Here is an 18,570-nt window from a genome sequence, read left to right as displayed (position 1 = left end):
AATGACCTAGGGAGAGAGCGACCATGAAGCTGCTGCGAGTCGGTACGGCGGGGTCGGAGCGGCCCGCGCTGCTCGACGCCGAGGGAACCCTGCGGGACCTGTCGGGGGTCGTCCCGGACATCGACGGAGCGCTGCTCGCCGACGACGCGGCGCTCGGCCGGATCAGGGCCGCCGCCGACGCCGGTGAGCTGCCCGAGCTGGACGCCACCGGGCTGCGGATCGGGCCGCCGCTGACCGGCGTCGGCAAGATCGTGTGCATCGGGCTCAACTACCACGACCACGCCCGCGAGACCGGCGCCGAGCCGCCCGCCGAGCCGGTGATCTTCTTCAAGGCCGCGGACACGGTCGTCGGACCGTTCGACACGGTGCTCGTCCCGCGCGAGTCGACGAAGACCGACTGGGAGGTGGAACTCGCGGTCGTCATCGGACGTACGGCCCGCTACCTCGGCTCGCACGAGGAGGCGCTCGCGCATGTCGCCGGGTACGCGGTCGCGCACGACGTGTCCGAGCGCGAGTTCCAGCTGGAGCGGGGCGGCACCTGGGACAAGGGGAAGAACTGCGAGACGTTCAACCCCCTCGGGCCCTGGCTGGTGACCGCGGACGAGGTGCCGGACCCGCAGGGGCTCGGCCTGCGGCTGTGGGTGAACGGCGAGCTGAAGCAGAACGGCACGACGGCGGAGCAGATCTTCGGGGTCGCCGAAGTCGTGCGCTACGTCAGCCAGTTCATGACCCTGTACCCGGGTGACGTCATCAACACGGGTACGCCGGCGGGGGTCGCGCTGGGCGCGCCCGAGCCCAAGCCGTTCCTTCGGGCGGGCGATGTGGTCGAGCTGGAGATCGACGGGCTCGGGCGGCAGCGTCAGTCGTTCAAGGACGCGTGAGCGCTCCGCTTGGGGCGGGGGAAATTGCTGCGGGTTGGGTGGGGGCTGGTCGCGCAGTTCCCCGCGCCCCTGGAGGGGCGCTTCGCGCCCTCTCAGGGGCCGTCCCCTGCGCCACCGAGGTGATCAGCTCCCGCAGCCTTGCCACGTACAGGCGCATGTTCTTGTGCGCCACGTCCGTGTCGGGGTAGCGGGCCGCGAACTGGAGGCCCTCGTGGAGGCGGGTGATCCAGGCGCACACCTGGTCGCCATACGAGACCCGGATCAGCCCGTACGCCTTCAGGTCATCCCACCTCTCCGAGCCCGCGATGTCCCGGGTGTCGACGAACGAGACGATCGAGTACAGGTCCGGTGAGGTGGGCCGGAAGTCGGAGCCCAGCAGCTTCAGCACCCGGGCGATGGGCATCCTCGACAGGGGCCGCTTGGCCCGCAGCGCGGTGCGGACCAGGTCGAGCGCGCCGTCGAAGTCCGAGACCTCGCCCACCGGGATCTCCAGCGGCGCGCCGCCCACGTACCAGCCGACCGAGTCCGACCACTCCGACCTGGCTCGGGTGTGGAACGGCACGACGGTGCGGTACACCTGCTGCCCGCTGATCTCGCGCACGATGAGGGCGGTGGCCGCGAGGATGCCGACCATGCTGCCGCCGTACGGACGGCAGTACGCCTCGAACGCCGCCGCGTCCGCGTCGTCCGTGAGCCAGTCCCGCATCAACTTCTGCGTGGGCAGCGGCCCTTCGGGGTCGAGCCCGAGGTCGACGGGGAAGTTGGGCAGCCTGCCGTCGCACCGGGCGATGAACTTCCGCCACTCGGCGACGATCGAGTGCGTCTCGTCGATCCCGTCGGCGTGCGTACGCTCGCTCGCGCAGAAGTCGACGTAACTGGCGACCGGCGCCGCTTCCACGGTCCTGCCGTCGAGGCCGGCCGTGTAGAGCTGGTGGATCTCGTGGACGATGCGGAAGATCGAGTACGAGTCGACGTTGGTGTGGTCGAACGCGAGGTAGACGCTGGTGGTGTCGTCCCTGACGACCGCGCTGTAGATGAAGTTCGGCCAGGTCAGCGCGTCCGCCGCGATGTCGAACCGATCCTGCAGATAGCGCGACAGCGTCGCCCCGTCCCGGAAGTCGCCGACGTCCTCACGGTGCAGGACGACGGAGTCGGGCGCGAGGGTGAAGCGCCGCAGTTCGTCGTCGGGGGACCCGGGCGGCCCGTCCGCCCACCGGAAACCGCTGCGCAGCGTCTCGTGCCGCAGCGTCCAGATGCGCAACGCGTCCTGGAGGACGTCGAGATCGACCCGTCCGGGGATGTCGAAGGCCGTGCCGAGCCAGGTCGGTACGAACAGGCCGTCCTCACGCACCGTTCGCGCGGTCCGGACATGGGCTTCCTGCACATACGCGGGTGGTCGGGTGTCATCCGGCAGTTGGGCCACGCCTTCGACGGCCGTCGGATGCAGGGTCCAGGTCACGAGCCGTCCGGGCCGGATCTCGCAACGGTGGATATCGGTCAATCGCACGGGACTTCTCCGTTCGCATGCGTGTCACCGGGCTCCTGGATCCCGCCCGATGACACGTGCAGACCAACGACCGGATGCGTCCGGAGGAAACGCCGCCCCTTCAGGACCCCTTCAATGCGTCAGAGGTTCAGGGCTTCAGCAGCTGGGCCAGGCGGCGCCAGCCGTCGCGGGGGAGGGTGCCCCTGGCCCCGTCCTCGACGACCTGGAGGGTGACGTGGTCCGCGCCCGCCGTGTGGAAGGCGTCGATCCGCTCACGGATCCGGTCCTCGCTGCCCCAGGCGAACACCGCGTCGACCAGCCGGTCGCTGCCGCCGTCCGCGAGGTCGTCCTCGGTGAAGCCGATGCGCAGGAAGTTGTTGGTGTAGTTCGGCAGGGTCAGATACACGGCGAGGGAGCCGCGGGCGGTCGCGCGGGCCCGGTCCGGGTCCGAGTCCAGGACGACCTTCAACTCCGGCGCCAGCAGCGGGGCTTCACCCATCGCCGCACGGGCCTGCGCGGTGTGTTCGGGGGTGACGAGATACGGGTGCGAGCCGGCGGCGCGGTCCCGGGAGAGCTCCAGCATCTTCGGGCCGAGCGCGGCCAGCAACCGGCGTTCGGCGGGCTGTCCGGCCGCGTCCAGAGCGTCCAGGTACTCGACCATGGCGGCGTAAGGGCGCCGGTAGCGTTCCGTCTGCCCGGCGTGACTCACGCCGAGGCCGAGCAGGAAGCGGCCGGGGTGGGACGCCTCCAACTCCGCGAACAGGGACGCCGTTTCGGCCGCCTCGTACTGCCAGATGCTCTGGATGCCGGTCGCCACGACGAGCCGCGAGGTCGCCTCGACGAGCGGAACGGCGTGCCGTACACCCGGGCTGCCGCCCAACCAGAGGGCGCCGAAGCCCAGTTCCTCCAGTTCGGCGGCGGCCTCGGCGCGCTCGGTGAGCCCCTCGGGGTCCTCCGAACGCAGCCCGAAACTCCAGATGCCGTACCGCCCGACGGTCTCCTTGAGCGAGTCCACCTGTGAGGAGCTGACCTGGTTCATCGGTTCGGTTCCCTCCGAGTCCGGATGCCGTGCCTGGCTCCCGACTCAAACGGAGGGTGCCTCGGGATAATTCCCGGGCGCGCCCCACTGAGTGCTCTGTCTGCTCTGTCCGCTCCCGCCCGGACAGGTCCTAGACCTTCAGGAAGATCTCCAGCGCCTCTACGACCATCCGGTGGTCCTGGAGCTGGGGCAGCCCCGACACCGTCACCGACCCGATCACGCCGGCGCCCTCGACCGTGATCGGGAACGAGCCGCCGTGGGCCGCGTAGGTGTCGGGGTCGAGACGCGAGTCGTCCTCGAACGTCGTGCCCTTGGCGCGGAACCGGGCGCCCACCAGATAGGAGGCGGCGCCGTAACGCTCCACCACCCGGCGCTTGCGGTCGATCCAGGCGTCGTTGTCGGGGGTCGAGCCGGGCAGGGCGGCGTGGAAGAGCTGCTGGCCAGCCCGGTGGATGTCGACGGCCACCGGCGCCTGCCGCTCCCGCGCCAGCTCCACCAGCAGCGATCCCAGCGCCCACGCGTCCTCGTGCGTGAACTGGCGGAACACCAAGTGCCGCTGCTGCGCTTCGAGTTCGTCGATGCTCGGGGTGAGTTCGGGCGCGATGCGCGGCCCGAGCGAAGGCTGTCCGGTCGCCTTGTGGCCGAGGTGCTGGCCGGTCTTCTGGCTGGTCATCGCAGGGTCACCGTCACCTTCTCGTTCGCGGAACGCCGAGCCGCTTCCAGTACGTCGAGCGCGGCTGCCGCCTCCAGCGCGGTCACCGGGTTGGGGCCGCCGTCGCGCAGGGCCGCGGCGATCGCAGAGTAGTACTTCTCGTAGGCCCCGGGCAGTGTCGGCTCCGGCCGGCCGCCACCCGTGAGCGGGGACTCTCCGGACCCGACCCGGCCCCACATGCTCTCGGCTTCGAGCCCCCAGCCGGTGTCCCCGGGCCGGCCGCCCGCCTTCAGGGCGTCCTCCTGCGGGTCGAGGCCGTACTTCACGTACCCGGCCCGTGAGCCCAGCACCCGGAAGCGCGGCCCGAGTTGGGCGGTGGTGGCGGAGACGTACAGGTGCGTGCGGACGCCGCTCGTGTGGGTGAGCGCGATGAACGTGTCGTCGTCGGTCTCGGCGCCCTGGCGGCGGATGTCCGTCTCCGCGTACACGGAGTCGACGGGGCCGAAGAGGACCAGAGCCTGGTCGACGACGTGACTGCCGAGGTCGTACAGCAGTCCGCCGAACTCCGCCGGGTCGCCGGACTCGCGCCAGCCGCCCTTGGTCTGCGGGCGCCACCGCTCGAACCGTGACTCGAACCGGTACACGTCACCCAGTTCGCCCTCCGCGAGCAGCTTGCGCAGCGTGCGGAAGTCGTGGTCCCAGCGGCGGTTCTGGAAGACGGAGAGAAGCAGTCCCCGCTGGTCGGCGAGGTCGGCGAGGTCACGCGCCTCGGCCGCCGTGCCCGCGACCGGCTTGTCGACCACGACCGGCAGGCCGGCCTTGAGAGCGGCGGTCGCGAGCGGGACGTGCGTCTTGTTCGGGGACGCGATGACGACCAGGTCCAGCTCGTCGGCGCGGGCGAACAGCTCGTCCGGGGTCGCGGCGACCCGTACGGCCGGGTGTTCGGTGCGGGCCTGCGCCTGGCGCTGGGGGTTCGCCGTGACGACGGTGTCGAGGACGAGGCCCTCGGTGGCGGCGATCAGCGGGGCGTGGAAGACGGACCCCGCGAGGCCGTAGCCGACGAGGCCGAGGCGGAGGGGGCCACCGGACGTGCCGGTCATTCCAGTCGTACCAGTCGTACCAGTCATGCCGTCCACTTTCGCAACGCTGTTGCCAAAGTGCAAGCAGCGGGGACAATGACTCGGGTGAACAGGACGAACGCCAATGCCGCGACGAACGCCATCGCCGCGACGACCACCGGCGCCCCGGTTCCCGGGGTGAACCTGTTGGCCCTGCGCAGCCACAACGCCGCGCTCGTCCTCGACCTCCTGCGCACGGCCGGCGCCGAGGGCATCAGCCGCCTCGAACTGGCCGAGCGGACCGGCCTGACCCCCCAGGCGGTCAGCAAGATCACCGCCCGACTGCGCACGGAGGGCCTCGCGGCCCAGGCAGGCCACCGAGCCTCGACGGGCGGTAAGCCCCGCACCCTCCTGCGCCTGGTGCGGGGGGCGGGCCACGCGGTGGGCGTCCACCTGGACCGGGACGAGGTGCGAGCGGTACTGGTGGACCTCACGGGGGCGGTGGTGGCGGAGCGCGGTGCCCCACTGGACCTCGGCGCGGGGTCGCAGGCGGTGGTCGAGGGGACGGCGGGGGTGGTGGAGGCGCTGCTCGGCGGGGGGCCGGGGGAGGGCGAGTTCTTGCTCGGGCGGAGGACGGGAGGGGTTCCCGGGGCGCCCGGAGGTCTCGGCGACGCACACGGCCCGCTGCCCGCCGAGGGGCCCGGGGAGGTTGGTGCGCTGCCTGGTCAGGAATCCGGGGAGACCGGTGTGCTGCCTGTTCAGGGACCCGGGGAGGCCAGAGCGTCACTCGGCCAACGTCCCGGGGAGGCCGGTGTGCTGCACGTCGAAGGGTCTGGGCCTGAGTCTGGGCGGGAGGCTGGGGGTTCCGGTGAGTCCGGTGTGGCGGGCGGGTCGGGAATGGGGGGTGTCGGTGTCCTCGGGGTCGGTGTTGCCCTTCCCGGGCCCCTTGATCACGTCAGGGGCGTCCTGCATCGGGTCACCGGGTTTCCCGAGTGGGACGGGTTTCCGTTGCGGGATGCGTTGGCGCGGCGGCTCGGGGTGCCGGTGGCCGTCGACAAGGACACCAACGCCGCCGCGTTCGGGCTGGCGCTCGGCGGCGAGGGCGGGTCCTTCGCCTACCTCCATCTCGGTACGGGGCTGGGGGCCGGCCTGGTGATCGGCGGGACTCTGCACCGGGGGACCAGGACCGGGGCGGGCGAGTTCGGGCATCAGGTCGTTCAGCTGGACGGACCCCCCTGCGGCTGCGGCGACCGTGGCTGTATCGAGGCGCTGTGTCTCGGCGCGGTGGCTCGCGGCGACCTGGACGAGGCGGCGCGGGTGCTCGGCGTCGGCGCCGCGAACCTCGTGGGGCTGCTGGACATCGACCGGGTCCTGCTGGGCGGCCGTACCGTCGCCGCCGACCCTGACCGCTTCGTACGAGGGGTCGCCACCGTCCTCGCCGAACGCGCCCGGCGCGAGGGCGCCGACCAGCCGGTGCCCGTACGGGTCGCCCCCGGAGGGGCGCGCGCGGTCGCCGAGGGCGCGGCCCAACTGCTCCTCGCGCCGCTGTTCGGACGCGCGGAGGGATAAGGGACAAGGGATAGGCGGAGGGAACTCTCCGTGGAAAAACTCCGTGGGATCAGCCGCCCCGCCCTGCGATCCTTCGCCCATGACCGCACGCAACCGGCGCAGACGCCCCCGCCGCAGACTTCCCCCGCACCGGGCCTGGCCGCTGACCACCACCGACGTCAACGAGTCCCTCGGTGAACTCGCCGCCGACATAAGGGAGTTGCGCTTCCTCACCGGATCCGACAGCGGGGCGGTCGTGCTCGGAGCCCGCTGGCTCGCCCCCGCGTCCCCCAACTACGGCCGAGGCATCCACCCGGACGACGTCGGTTTCTCCGTCGACGTCCACCCGGTCGACGCGGCCGAGCGCGCCGCCATCCGTACCGTCCTGAAGGAAACCGCCCTCCCACAGCTCCACGCCTGGATCACCCAGGGCCTCGCCGCCCCCGAGACCTGGCGCCAGACCTCCCACCTCCACTACTGGCGCCTCGCCGACGGCAACCTCACCCACACCGACGAAGAGACCTGAACCGCCGACCGAACCCGTGTCGCCGCGTCCGCCGATCGGGCGCATGTGCGAGCCCGTTCGGGGCGTGCCCCCGCATCGCCCGGAGCGGTGCCGCTCGACGACCCCACCGGCCCGGCATGGTCATGTGTTCATGCGACTGTGTACCCGCGTGACCGCGACCGTGACCGCCCCCCTCACCGCTGCCGCCGCCCTCCTCGCCGCCTTCCTCGCTGTCCCCGGAGCCCTGACCGCCCCGGCGTACGCGGCCGGCTGCGCCACCGCCCCCGGCGACCGCGCCTTCCCCCTCACGACCCGCATCCACGGCGGGCCCGCCACCTACGAAGCCGGTGGCGAGCACCAGACCTGGCGCCTCGACCTCATCAACAACACCGCGCTCACCTGCACGGACATCCACCCCGTCCTCGTACTCGTCGACGAGCGCCGTGCCCTGACGACGGCTCAGCCGAGCCTGGAGTTCTACGACGGACACCGCGCCCGCCCCTATCCCGTACGGTTCGAGGCCACCGACGCCGACGAGACCATCGGGGTGTTCGACGGTGACGGGTTCCCCGGATTCACCGTCGGGCCCGGGCAGAGCGTCTCCGTGAAGGTGCGGCTCGCGATCGGCGCCGACGCGGTGGCCAACGAGGTCGTCGCCAACGCGGCCGTGGTCCAGCGGCACGACAACGACGGCGACTGGGTCGGCGAGTCCAACGACTACCGCTTCCGCGTCGTCCCCGACACCGACCCGGCGTCGGCCGCACCCGTACCGCCACCGACACCGCCCACGTCCGCCCCTGCTCCCGTCCCCGGCGTACGGGAACCGGGACTGCCGACCGGCGCCGGTGAGCTCGCCGGCACCGGTCGACGCGACACCGCCCTCCGCCTCTCGGGCATCGCGCTCACCCTGATGCTGACCGGCGCCGGAGTCATGCTGCTCGCCCGGGTCCGAGGTGTGGGACGGACCTGAATCGGCCATTCCCCCAAGATCCGGCCTGTGACAGGCTGGGCGCACGCGGCACCTCGTACGCGCGTACGGCAATGCCCAACGGAAGGCCCCGCAGGGCAACGCAAACGCAACGCGACACCACATGCAGTGCAGGAGCAGGAGACCGGACATGGCAGACCGCAAGCCCATCGACTCGTGGCTCACCGACATGGACGGTGTGCTCATCCACGAGGGCGTGCCGATCCCCGGCGCCGATGCCTTCATCAAGAAGCTGCGCGAGTCGGGCAAGCCCTTCCTGGTGCTCACCAACAACTCGATCTACACCCCCCGGGACCTGCACGCCCGGCTGCGCCGCATGGGCCTGGAGGTGCCCGTCGACAACATCTGGACCTCGGCGCTCGCCACCGCCAAGTTCCTCGACGACCAGCGCCCCGGCGGGACCGCCTACGTCATCGGCGAGGCCGGCCTGACCACCGCCCTGCACGACATCGGGTACATCCTCACGGACCACGAGCCCGACTACGTCGTCCTCGGCGAGACGCGCACCTATTCCTTCGAGGCCATGACCAAGGCCGTACGCCTGATCGAGGGCGGCGCCCGTTTCATCGCCACCAACCCGGACGAGACCGGCCCCTCCGCCGAGGGCCCGCTGCCCGCGACCGGTGCCGTGGCCGCGCTGATCACCAAGGCGACCGGCAGGAAGCCGTACTTCGCGGGCAAGCCGAACCCCCTGATGATGCGGACCGGGCTGAACGCGATCGGCGCCCACTCCGAGACCAGCGCGATGATCGGCGACCGTATGGACACCGACGTTCTCGCGGGCATCGAGGCCGGGATGCAGACCTTCCTGGTGCTCACCGGCCTGACCGGGCCCGACCAGGTCGAGAACTTCCCGTACCGCCCGTCCAAGATCGTCGACTCCATCGCGGACCTCGTCGACCGCGTCTGAGCCGCCCGCTCGACAGGAACCCGAGGCCCTCCAAACCCCTCGCGACCCGTACGGAGCAGTCGTACCCGCTCCGGAGATGCGAACCGGCCGCGGGAGGAGGAGTCTCCAGGTGTCTGGAGGTTCACGATGGGTTCCATGCGGCTCACTCTCTGTGCCGGCGCCGTGGTCGCCGCCGCTCTCACTTCCCTGCCCGTGGCGTACGCCGCCGACGGGGGCATCTCGGTGACACCGGCGTCCCCGGTCCCCGGCAGCGACGTACAGCTGGTCGTGCGCGGCTGTGCGGGGAAGACGGGCACCGTGAAGTCGGAGGCGTTCGTCGCCGACGCGCTGCTCGCGAGGCAGGGGCAGGACGGGGCGCTCGTCGGCGGGTCCCGCGTCCGCTCCTCGCTCACGCCGGGCACGTACGACGTCACGGTCGGCTGCGACGGACAGCACGGCAAGGTCAGGAGCGCGATCACCGTGGCCGTACGGGGTGAGGGTGAGGGCGACAGCGAGGGTGCGGGTACGGGGTCGGCGGGTGTGGGGGAGCGGCAGCCGTCCTCGCCCGAGCCCTCCCGTACGACGGCCGCCTCGCCCTTCGCTCCCGTGCCCGCCGGCGGTGGCGGTGCGGCGGACGAGCTGGCCGCCGACGCGCGGGGCACCGGTCCCGGTACCGGGCAGGCGGTGGTCGGTCTGGTCCTCGCGGGTGTGGCGGCGGTCGTCGTCGCCGTGCGCGGGGTCCGCCGGGGCCGTGGGACGGACTGAACGCCATGTCCGACGACTACCGCGAACGACCCCCCGGCACCAGCACCAGTACCGGCACCGGACGCCTGACCATGGGCGTGGCCTGGGCGCTGCTGCTGCTCGGCCTGTGGACGTGGGGCCGCGAGGTGACCGACGTACGCCATGGCATATCCGCGCCGACCACCGGTGACATCGCCGCGGTCGGCCGCCCCCCTGACCCCGAACTCCCGCCCGCGCACGAGCCGTTGGGCGGCGCCGTGCCGCAGCGTGTGGACATACCCGAACTGGGCGTGCAGGCCCCGGTGGTGGCCCGCGGCCTCGACCGGCGCGGCGCGATCGACCCACCGCCCTACGACCAGGCGGGCGTCGTGGGCTGGTACGGATCCGGCACCCGGCCCGGCGCCGCCGGAACCGCGCTCCTCGTCGGGCACGTGGACACCGAGACCAGGCCCGCCGTCTTCTACAAGGTCAGCACCCTGCGGCCGGGTGCGACGATCCGGGTCACCCGAGCCGACGGCAAGGTCGCCGAGTTCACCGTCGACGACGTCCGGGTCCTGCCCCGCGACCGCTTCGACGCCCAACAGGCGTACGGCACCCGGCAGTCGGGCCGCGCGGAACTCCGGCTCATCACCTGCGGCGGTACGTTCGACCGGGTCTCCCACACCTACACGGCGAACGTGGTCGTGTCGGCGTACCTGACGGGCGAGACCGCCTGACGCCAAGCCTTCGGTGAGTGCGCCCCCTGCGTCTGACTCCGCGTCTCACCCTGCCCGGTCGACGACCCGCTCCCCCCAAGAGCCGCCGACCGGGCTGGTCCTCGACCGCGCGCGCACGGGCTGCGGGAGTAACCCGGCGTCCGGCGCGGGAGGTTCGGTGCCCGTCCCCGAGAACGCGGACGGTGAACTGTTGGCCTGTGCTGGGGCCGTCTGAGACGACTGTAGAACGGATGAGCGCCCAGGCCTAGACATGAATGACGCCAAGTCCCCGGCCAGTGGCTCTGAGTTATCCACGCAGGTAGTAGATAGTTCTACGAGCTGTCCCGTCGGCGCCGCCCAGGCCCCTCTGTTCAGGCCCGGAGGTACGGGAGTACCACGCCCGAACACGCTGTAACAGGTAGCCGACAAGGATCTGGCGACCTCGTGGGCGCCCGGCCACCTATGTCAGGATTGAGGCATACGACACTGCATCCAGGGGGGCCAGGACAGTGCATCCGAGGGGGAGTTCGATGTTCGGCAGTAGGGGGGCGACCTGCGGGAGGGCGTCCGTGGCGGTGCTGGGGGCGGCACTGCTGTTCACGGGGTGTTCCGCGTCCTCCGACAAGGGGGACGACGACGGGCCGGCCAAGGGGGCGGAAGCCCGGATCACCCAACAGCCCAAGGGGACCAACCCGTTCTGGGTGAACCCCGACGGCAACGCGGCGGAACAGGTCGCCGCGTACGTCAAGGACGACAAGACCACCGACGCCGAGCAGATCCGGAAGATCGCCGAGCAGCCGACCGGCGAGTGGATCAGCCCGGAGAACCCGGAGGCGGAGGCGCGCGGCTTCACGGAGGCCGCGCAGAAGGCGGACCGGTCCGCCCTCCTCGTCCTCTACAACATCCCGCACCGCGACTGCGGCCAGTACTCCAGCGGAGGCGCCGCCGACGGCGACAGTTACCGTGCCTGGATCGACGGCGTCGCCAAGGGCATCGGTGACCGCGCGGCCACGGTCATCCTGGAACCGGACGCGATCCTCCACCTCGTGGACGGCTGCACCCAGGACGAGTTCCACGAGGAGCGGTACGACCTGTTGAGCGGCGCGGTCGAGACGCTGTCGGCGCTGAAGAACACGAAGGTGTACCTGGACGCGGGGAACGCGGGGTGGACGCATCCCGACCAGATCTTCGAGCCGCTCAAGTGGGCGGGCATCGACAAGGCGGACGGGTTCTCCGTCAACGTGTCCAACTTCTACTCGACGGCCGAGTCCATCGCGTACGGCAAGGAGTTGTCGGCGAAGGTGGGCGGCAAGCATTTCGTGGTGGACACGAGCCGTAACGGCAACGGGCCGTACACCGGGGGCGATGCGGACGAGAAATGGTGTAACCCTCCCGGGAGGGCGCTGGGGGAGGCTCCTACCGTGAAGACGGCGGATCCGTTGGTTGACGCGTATCTGTGGGTCAAGCGGCCGGGGGAGTCGGACGGGGAGTGCAAGGGGGGGCCGAAGGCCGGGCAGTGGTGGGCTTCTTATGCGTTGAAGCTTGCGAAGAGCAGTGGGTGAGTAAGGGGGTGCGTTGTTGGCTGCCGGCCGATGGGGGCTGGTCGCGCAGTTCCCCGCGCCCCTAAAAGCAAAAGCCGACGGCGCCCCTCTCAACGAGGGGCGCCGTCGGCATACCTAGGGGCGCGGGGCTGTATCCGATTTGCGGCTACCGCCGCGTGGGCGCGACCAGCCCCCACCGGCCGGTAGCCGACAACGCACCCTTCAGCTCAACCTCAAGGCACCTTCACCCACTGAGCCTTGCTGGGTGTGCCCTGGTCGTCTGTGACGAAGAGCATGTACCAGCCCGACTCCACCAGGTTCCGGTTTTTCGGGACCGTCACCGTGATGCTGTCCTTCGTCTTCTTCAGGTCGAGGGCGATGGAGCGCTGGTCGACGTCCGTGACGTGGGTCGAGGCGCTCGGGCGGATCAGCCGCGCCGACAGAATCGTGGCCGCGTGCTGCGACGTGAAGGTGCCCGACGCACCGCGTGCGATCGTCTGCGGGCCCCCCGACAGTGAGGGCTGCGCGTCGCCGTACAGGTACGGCGGCGTGTAGATCTCGATGCGCTGCTCGAACTTGCCCGGCTTGGTGTTGGCCTTGTCCGCGTACAGCGAGTCCGAGCCGAAGAACATCAGGCGGCCGTCGGGCAGCAGGATCGAGCCCGAGTGGTAGTTCCGGCCCACCAGCGGGTCGGCGACCCGTCTCAGCTTGCCGGTCTTCACGTCGTACATATGGGCCTGGAGGATGTTCGAGTCACCACGGCCCCGGTAGTCCTCCGAGCCGCCCGAGATCATCACCGTGTCGTCGGGCAGGATCGAGTACTGCGGGTAGCGCGTGCCCTTCTCCAGGGACGGGCCGTCCGTGAACCTGGGGTTGTCCGCCAGGAGGTCGATCAGGCGGGTCTTCCTGCTGGAGAGCTTGGACTCGCCGACCCCGCCCCCGCCGATGACCATGTACTTCTCGTCCTGCGCCGGCGGCAGCAGTACCGTGCCGGCGGTCTCCAGCATGTTGGGGTCGCTCAGACCCTTCAGCTTGGTGAACTTGTCGGTCGCCACGTCCCAGACGCCCGGGTCACGGCCGACGTCGTCGGGGCCGTAGCCCGCGTTCGCGCCCGAGTAGAACATCTCGCCGTTCTGCATCAGGGAGATCGCCGGGTACGTCGGGAACTGGCGCGTGTGGCTCGTGTACGTCCACTTCTTGGTCTTCGGGTCGTACACCTCGTTCTTGCCCGGCACCAGCTGGCCGATGTCGTCCAGGCCGGAGAGGCTGAGGATCTTGCCGTCCGACATGGTGGTGAGCGTGGGGTACCAGCGGGCCTCGTTCATCGGGTCGACCTTGATGTACTTCTCGGCGACCGGGTCGAACTCGTAGGCGTCCCGGATGCCCTGGAAGTCCTTCTTGTCCAGGGCGAGCTTCTCGGCGATGCCGTACGTGTTGCGGGAGTCGGTGCCCGACAGGCCCTGCACGCGGTAGTTGTCCTGCGTACCGGTCTCGTACTTGGCGCCCTTCTTCTGCGCCTCGACGTAGATCCGGCCGAGCCCCGGATCGTTGCGCAGGAACGCGCCCGTCGCCTTGTCGAAGACCTTCGTCGCGCGCTCCACGACGACCGGGTCCTTCGACACGAACGTCTTGCCGCTCTCCTTGCCGGTGAACTTGGTGCCCGCCGGCAGGGTGATCGGCTTGTCCGGGTTCTCGTTGTGGACGACCATCAGGCCGCCCGCCTTGGTGACGTCGCCCTTGAGCTTCTCGTACCGCTTCGTGCCGCCCGCGATCAGCAGATTGCCGTTGGAGAGCTGTGTGTGCCCGGTGCAGAACAGGTCGGCGGGCGTCGGGATCTTCTTGATCGTGCCCTTCACCGGGTCCCAGATACGCGTGTCGAACTTCTTCGCGTCGAAGTTGTCCGCGTTGTTGCCGGAGCCCGCGACGAGCAGCACCTTGCCGGTGTGCAGCAGGGCCGCGTGGATGGTGTTCTGCCGGTACTCCTCAGGGAAGTTCACCACCTCCCACTTGCCGTTCGCGGCCTTGTACTCCGGCTTGTTGATCTTGTAGTCGTGGTACTTCTCGGTGCTGAAGCGGTACACCCACGGCCCGTTCATCCCCGCCAACGCGAGGACCACCGCCGTGCCTATCGCGAGGCGACGGGCGCGGCGGCGGCCTGCACTGTCTGTCATTCCTTACGTCCCCCATGTCCACCAAGGGCGATCTGCATGGTCTGGTCGTTGCCCTCGTCCCCTACGCTGCCCCCGCCCGTCCCGCCCGACGCTGCCCACCGGGGCTTGTGCTGCGGCGCATGGGTGGAGTGGGGGGCGTGAGGGGCGTGCGACGGCTGTGAACCGTGCGGCGCCTGTGGCGTCGGCTGGGTCGGTACGAACGGCTGCGGCACGGGCACGGCGTCCTGCGGTTCGGCCGGGCCGGCGGCGAGCTTCTTCTTCTCCTGGCGCAGCATCAGCCGCCAGACGACGATCGGCGTCGCGGTGATTCCCGTGGCGAACGTCGCCCAGATGATCATCGCGGGGTGCGAGTGCCCGAAGACGAAGCCGGCCGCGATCGAGCCGCCGAAGATCAGGATGAAGTACCAGTGGTACCGGAACGTCCCGAACCAGCGGTCCGGGCTCGCCGAGTCGCCCTTGGGTGTGACCACGAACTTGCTCTTGCGTCGCAGCGCGGCGTCGATCAGGGCCTTGGCGTAGAGCGGCGCCGACAGTGCCGACATGACCATGCCCGCCACACCGCCCGAACCCTCGGGCTCGTGCGGGGAGACGTTGTGCCGGCGGTTCCAGATGTACAGGCCGATCTGCAGCGCCGAGGCGTTGCCGTAGAGCATCAGCCACACGGTCGGGTCGATGTTCACACCCGAGGCGCCCAGGCCCAGGAACAGCGCGCAACTCAGCGCCGCCAGGATCCAGTTGAGGGCGGACATCGGGTAGAAGATGATCATCATCGTGTAGTTGAAGAGCTTGCTCGGCGGCAGCGAGTACCAGCCCTTCCAGTACTGCTTGAGGATCGTCTCGTACGTCCCCCGCGACCAGCGCATCTGCTGGGTGAAGAAGTCCGTCCAGGCGCTCGGCCCCTCGCCGACCGCGAGCACGTCCGGTGTGTAGACCGAGCGCCACTTCTTCCCCGTCGCCGGGTTCTTGTGGCGGTGGATCTCGAAGCCGGTCGCCATGTCCTCGGTGATCGAGTCGTACAGCCCGCCGATCTGCTTCAGCGCGCTGATGCGTACGGCGTTGCTGGTCCCCACGAACATCGGCGAGCCGTAGCGGTTGCCGGCCCGCTGGATCAGGGCGTGGAAGAGGAACTGCTGCGACTCGGCGGCCTTGGTGACGAAGTTGTCGTAGTTCCCGTAGACCTGCGGGCCGATGACGAAGCCGATGTTCGGGTCCCGGAAGAAGCCGAGCATCCGCTCCAGGTAGTTGGGCATCGGTACGTGGTCGGTGTCGACGGAGGCGAAGAAGTCGTAGTCGTCGCCGTGCGCGTCGAGCCAGGCGTTGTAGTTGCCGTGCTTGGTCTTGGCGCGGTGCGGGCCCCTGGGCTGGTTCCACTTCGCGATGCCCTTGCGGGAGAAGTGGTGCACTCCGAGGCGTGCGCAGACCGCCCTCACATCGGGGTCGTCGCCCTCGTCGAGCAGCCAGACATGCATGAGGCCGCGGTGCCGGATTCTCACCGCGGCTTCGAGCGTCTTCGTCACCATCTCCAGCGGCTCCTTGCCGGGCACGAAGGAGGTGAGGAAGGCGACTCTCGTGCCGGTCTCGGGCACCACCGGGATCGGGTCGCGGGCGACCAGCGTCGCGTGTGCGTTCGACAACACGTTAAGACAGCGGAAGAGCTCGATCAGACCGATCGCGACGAGCATCACGATGTCGAGCGCCGGCAGGAAGTCGTAGGCCGGGTAGTCGCGTTCCGTCCAGTGCCCGGGCTGCAGCAGCCAGACCAGCAGGACGATGGACAGCAGCGGCGCGGCGCCCAGCATCAGTGCGGCCCGTATCCGGTGCGGTTCCTGCGAGAGCAGGGACCGGTACTTGACCGTGTACGGCTTGGTCGGGTCGGGCTGTGTGAGGGGTCCGGCCAGTCGGCTGTAGTGCTCGTAGTCGTACTTCGGCAAGCTCTTCTTGATCCGGCGGAACCCGCCGGTCCGGTTCGACGGCAGCCTGAGTTGGGCTGTTTGAGACCCGTCGAAGTTGTGCCGGGCGCCCGTCGGCGTCGACGTCATGAGTCATCCCCCCACACGCGAGTCATCGCGTGTTTGTCGGTTCCTTGCGTCTGCTCGGCCCCCCTCGGCCTTCACAAACGCATCAGCAAAGGACCACTGCCCCCACGTCATCCACACTCTATAGACATGGAAGAGTGCCCTTCCGGTTGCATGATGCCCCCCTCGGCATCCGTTCATGAGCGGGGCCCCATCCCCGCGCCGACGCAACCGGTCCCGCCCCCAATTGCCGCGAAACCGCGGCATCCTGCGCCCAGGGTTCTACGGCGTTCAGCATGATCGCAAGACGCGAAACATGGTGTTTACCGGTCATACGCGCCCATTGTGACGTCTGTTGAGTCGGATTGGTGCATTAGGGACCGCTTGTGCACGGATGGTTCCGAAGTGTTTGCGTACCGTTTCGGCCGATCTCCGAGGCCCACGTGAGGGCCCCTGTGAAGGCCCACGCGAACAGGCCCCCCGCGTCAGCGGAGGGCCTGTCGTTTGTCTGTGCGCCGCCAGGGACTCGAACCCCGGACCCGCTGATTAAGAGTCAGCTGCTCTAACCAACTGAGCTAGCGGCGCGCGGTGACGTCGACAACTCTACCCGACCCCGGTGAGTGGTCCGGACCGCCGGGGCGTGCGGCGGACGTGTACATCATTCGGACCGTCAACATGCGACAGCCGGTGACAGTTGAGAAGCTGCGATGGTGCAGAAGCGCGCAAGTCATCGCCTGGGACGTGAGGGGAATCGTATGGCGACTCCGGTATTCGAGGAATTCGATCCCGCGAGCGACTGCGAATGCCCCGGATGTGTTCACCGGCGCCGGTCGGCACCGTATTCCGGACCGGTGTCGGGAACGGGCCCCGGACCCGCCCGTACGGTGGTCCGCCGGACCCTCGTCGTCGCCGCGACCGCCTCGACGGTGCTGGGCGCCGGGCACGCCCTGCCGGCCGCGGCAGCCCCGCACGCCCCCCGGCTCCCGGGCGTACCCGCAGGTGACGAGCCCGACACCCCGCAGGGCGGCAAGGCCCCGCTGCACGGCCCGCCCGGGAAACCGGCGGCGGGCAAACTCCGGGTCACCACCCGGTCGGAGATCATCAACCGGGCCAGGACCTGGGTCGCCGCGCGGGTTCCGTACAGCATGAGCACGTATTGGGGAGACGGTTACCGACAGGACTGCTCGGGCTTCGTCTCCATGGCCTGGAACCTCGCCGGCAACGAATGGACGGGCAGCCTCGACAGGTACGGCGTACGCATTCCCAAGGAGGATCTGCAACCCGGCGACATTCTCCTGTTCCACAATCCGTCGGACCCGGAGAAGGGTTCACACGTCGTCATTTTCGGCGGCTGGACGGACTACACGCACACCTATTACACCGCCTACGAGGAGACCCGCCCGTACGCCCGCAGGCAGGCCACTCCGTTCGCCTACTGGAGCCACTCGGACCGTTATCAGGCCTACCGCTACAAGGGCCTCGCCGCGAACCCGGGCGGCACCTCGGACCCGGACGACCCCGGCGGTACGGAGGACCCGGGCGGTACGGGTGATCCGGACGGTACGGGGGGCGCGGCGCCCGGCGCCTCCCCGGACGCGGCGGCCCGCTTCCCGGGGCGGACGTACTTCGGTCCCGGCGCCAACAACAAGTACGTCACCCAGCTCGGCCGGATGCTCGTGGCGCGCGGCGGTGCCCGCTACTACACCTCGGGTCCAGGTCCGCGCTGGTCGGCCGCGGACGGCCACGCGACCCGGGCGTTCCAGCAGGCCCAGGGCTGGCAGGGCTCGGCGGCGGACGGACTGCCGGGGCCGCGCACCTGGGCGCTGCTGGTGAGCGGGACGGGCAACGACATCGGAGCCCGGCCGAGCGGACCGCCCACCGGGACGGACCCCACAACCGTGCCTGGAACCACACCCGGTACAGCGCCGGGAACCGGTCCCGGAACGCCTTCCGAGGAGGTCCCCGGCGCGGCCGGTCCGCCCTCCGCCGGGAAGGTGGTCCCAGAGTTCCCCGGGCGGGGGCTGTTCCGGCCCGGCTCCAGCAGCCCGCACATCACCCTGCTCGGAAAGCAGCTGGTGAAGAAGGGGTTCGGCCGCTTCTACCCGACCCGGCCCGACGCCCGCTGGAACGAGGCGGACCGCCGAGCGGTGGAGGCATTCCAGCGCACTCAGGGCTGGCGGGGCGGCGCGGCCGACGGCTACCCGGGGCCGGAGACCTGGCGCCGCCTCTTCTCCTCGTGACGCACACGAGGGTTGGCCGGTAACCACCGCCGAACCGACCCACGCAGGCACGAACACGGCAGTCGTGAACGCAGCAGTGATCAACACAGCAGTCGTGAACACAGCGGTCCTGAACGCA

At 70.1% G+C, this 18,570-nt stretch carries 15 protein-coding genes and 1 tRNA gene; 9 read left to right on the top strand and 7 right to left on the bottom strand.

The window, feature by feature from the left end; genetic code table 11:
- Positions 1 to 23 precede the first annotated feature (23 nt).
- The gene (locus OG241_RS21025; RefSeq protein WP_405817072.1) at positions 24 to 881 is read left to right on the top strand and encodes a fumarylacetoacetate hydrolase family protein; all 858 of its coding nucleotides are present in this window, start codon (positions 24 to 26) and stop codon (positions 879 to 881) included.
- Here OG241_RS21025 and OG241_RS21020 read toward each other — a convergent pair.
- The 4 genes from OG241_RS21020 to OG241_RS21005 all read right to left on the bottom strand — a co-directional run bounded on the left by OG241_RS21020 (position 868) and on the right by OG241_RS21005 (position 5,158).
- Positions 868 to 2,388, bottom strand: coding sequence for a condensation domain-containing protein (locus OG241_RS21020; protein ID WP_405817071.1), 1,521 nt, complete (start codon positions 2,386 to 2,388; stop codon positions 868 to 870). The two genes, OG241_RS21025 and OG241_RS21020, sit on opposite strands and share 14 nt — an antisense overlap.
- A gap of 127 nt (positions 2,389 to 2,515) precedes the next feature.
- Complete coding sequence (locus tag OG241_RS21015; protein ID WP_405817070.1) at positions 2,516 to 3,406, bottom strand: LLM class F420-dependent oxidoreductase; 891 nt, start codon at positions 3,404 to 3,406, stop codon at positions 2,516 to 2,518.
- 130 nt (positions 3,407 to 3,536) lie between these two features.
- Positions 3,537 to 4,079 (bottom strand): heme-degrading domain-containing protein, encoded by a 543-nt coding sequence (locus tag OG241_RS21010; RefSeq protein WP_405817069.1) that lies wholly within the window; start codon positions 4,077 to 4,079, stop codon positions 3,537 to 3,539.
- Entirely contained in the window at positions 4,076 to 5,158 is a 1,083-nt protein-coding gene (locus tag OG241_RS21005; RefSeq protein WP_405826346.1) for a Gfo/Idh/MocA family oxidoreductase, read from the bottom strand. The genes OG241_RS21010 and OG241_RS21005 overlap by 4 nt, the downstream gene beginning before the upstream one ends.
- Positions 5,159 to 5,233: 75 nt before the next feature.
- Here OG241_RS21005 and OG241_RS21000 point away from each other — a divergent pair, with 75 nt between their 5' ends.
- The 7 genes from OG241_RS21000 (at position 5,234) to OG241_RS20970 (ending at position 12,047) form a co-directional block, all read left to right on the top strand.
- The gene (locus OG241_RS21000) at positions 5,234 to 6,685 is read left to right on the top strand and encodes an ROK family protein (protein WP_405817068.1); all 1,452 of its coding nucleotides are present in this window, start codon (positions 5,234 to 5,236) and stop codon (positions 6,683 to 6,685) included.
- Positions 6,686 to 6,764: 79 nt separating this feature from the next.
- The gene (locus OG241_RS20995) at positions 6,765 to 7,190 is read left to right on the top strand and encodes a hypothetical protein (RefSeq protein ID WP_405817067.1); all 426 of its coding nucleotides are present in this window, start codon (positions 6,765 to 6,767) and stop codon (positions 7,188 to 7,190) included.
- Positions 7,191 to 7,338: 148 nt separating this feature from the next.
- Entirely contained in the window at positions 7,339 to 8,139 is an 801-nt protein-coding gene (locus OG241_RS20990) for a hypothetical protein (RefSeq protein ID WP_405817066.1), read from the top strand.
- A 148-nt stretch (positions 8,140 to 8,287) separates the two neighbouring features.
- Positions 8,288 to 9,067 (top strand): HAD-IIA family hydrolase, encoded by a 780-nt coding sequence (locus OG241_RS20985; RefSeq protein ID WP_405817065.1) that lies wholly within the window; start codon positions 8,288 to 8,290, stop codon positions 9,065 to 9,067.
- Between the two features lie 126 nt (positions 9,068 to 9,193).
- On the top strand, positions 9,194 to 9,811 hold the full coding sequence (locus tag OG241_RS20980; protein ID WP_405817064.1) for a hypothetical protein: 618 nt from the start codon (positions 9,194 to 9,196) through the stop codon (positions 9,809 to 9,811).
- 5 nt (positions 9,812 to 9,816) lie between these two features.
- A complete protein-coding gene (locus OG241_RS20975) occupies positions 9,817 to 10,506 on the top strand; it encodes a class F sortase (protein WP_405817063.1) in 690 nt (229 codons plus the stop codon).
- Positions 10,507 to 11,015: 509 nt separating this feature from the next.
- Positions 11,016 to 12,047 carry a glycoside hydrolase family 6 protein gene (locus tag OG241_RS20970; RefSeq protein ID WP_405817062.1) on the top strand — a complete coding sequence of 344 codons (1,032 nt, stop codon included), beginning with the start codon at positions 11,016 to 11,018 and terminating at the stop codon, positions 12,045 to 12,047.
- A 212-nt stretch (positions 12,048 to 12,259) separates the two neighbouring features.
- On the opposite strand, the gene OG241_RS20965 is transcribed toward OG241_RS20970, so the two are convergent.
- The 3 genes from OG241_RS20965 to OG241_RS20955 form a co-directional block, all read right to left on the bottom strand.
- The gene (locus OG241_RS20965; RefSeq protein ID WP_405817061.1) at positions 12,260 to 14,197 is read right to left on the bottom strand and encodes a galactose oxidase-like domain-containing protein; all 1,938 of its coding nucleotides are present in this window, start codon (positions 14,195 to 14,197) and stop codon (positions 12,260 to 12,262) included.
- On the bottom strand, positions 14,194 to 16,236 hold the full coding sequence (locus OG241_RS20960) for a glycosyltransferase family 2 protein (protein ID WP_405817060.1): 2,043 nt from the start codon (positions 16,234 to 16,236) through the stop codon (positions 14,194 to 14,196). The genes OG241_RS20965 and OG241_RS20960 overlap by 4 nt, the downstream gene beginning before the upstream one ends.
- Before the next feature lie 487 nt (positions 16,237 to 16,723).
- Positions 16,724 to 16,797 (bottom strand) — tRNA-Lys (locus tag OG241_RS20955).
- Positions 16,798 to 16,967: 170 nt separating this feature from the next.
- On the opposite strand from OG241_RS20955, the gene OG241_RS20950 reads away from it, so the two are divergent.
- Positions 16,968 to 18,452, top strand: a complete 1,485-nt coding sequence (locus OG241_RS20950) for a peptidoglycan-binding protein (protein WP_405817059.1) — start codon at positions 16,968 to 16,970, stop codon at positions 18,450 to 18,452.
- The last annotated feature ends 118 nt before the right edge of the window (positions 18,453 to 18,570 follow it).

The organism is Streptomyces sp. NBC_01390, assembly GCF_045040105.1.
Classification (GTDB): domain Bacteria; phylum Actinomycetota; class Actinomycetes; order Streptomycetales; family Streptomycetaceae; genus Streptomyces.
Note: the sequence above shows the minus strand (reverse complement) of the source record. Positions and strands in the feature narration are given on the sequence as shown.

Bases quoted from the DNA above. Each gene is read 5' to 3' on its own strand.
- OG241_RS21000 (WP_405817068.1), top strand. From the start codon at position 5,234: ATGACTCGGGTGAACAGGACGAACGCCAATGCCGCGACGAACGCCATC.
- OG241_RS21010 (WP_405817069.1), bottom strand. From the start codon at position 4,079: ATGACCAGCCAGAAGACCGGCCAGCACCTCGGCCACAAGGCGACCGGA.
- OG241_RS20965 (WP_405817061.1), bottom strand. From the start codon at position 14,197: ATGACAGACAGTGCAGGCCGCCGCCGCGCCCGTCGCCTCGCGATAGGC.
- OG241_RS20995 (WP_405817067.1), top strand. From the start codon at position 6,765: ATGACCGCACGCAACCGGCGCAGACGCCCCCGCCGCAGACTTCCCCCG.
- OG241_RS20975 (WP_405817063.1), top strand. From the start codon at position 9,817: ATGTCCGACGACTACCGCGAACGACCCCCCGGCACCAGCACCAGTACC.
- OG241_RS20980 (WP_405817064.1), top strand. From the start codon at position 9,194: ATGGGTTCCATGCGGCTCACTCTCTGTGCCGGCGCCGTGGTCGCCGCC.
- OG241_RS20985 (WP_405817065.1), top strand. From the start codon at position 8,288: ATGGCAGACCGCAAGCCCATCGACTCGTGGCTCACCGACATGGACGGT.
- OG241_RS20960 (WP_405817060.1), bottom strand. From the start codon at position 16,236: ATGACGTCGACGCCGACGGGCGCCCGGCACAACTTCGACGGGTCTCAA.
- OG241_RS20950 (WP_405817059.1), top strand. From the start codon at position 16,968: ATGGCGACTCCGGTATTCGAGGAATTCGATCCCGCGAGCGACTGCGAA.
- OG241_RS21015 (WP_405817070.1), bottom strand. From the start codon at position 3,406: ATGAACCAGGTCAGCTCCTCACAGGTGGACTCGCTCAAGGAGACCGTC.
- OG241_RS21005 (WP_405826346.1), bottom strand. From the start codon at position 5,158: ATGACCGGCACGTCCGGTGGCCCCCTCCGCCTCGGCCTCGTCGGCTAC.
- OG241_RS21025 (WP_405817072.1), top strand. From the start codon at position 24: ATGAAGCTGCTGCGAGTCGGTACGGCGGGGTCGGAGCGGCCCGCGCTG.
- OG241_RS20970 (WP_405817062.1), top strand. From the start codon at position 11,016: ATGTTCGGCAGTAGGGGGGCGACCTGCGGGAGGGCGTCCGTGGCGGTG.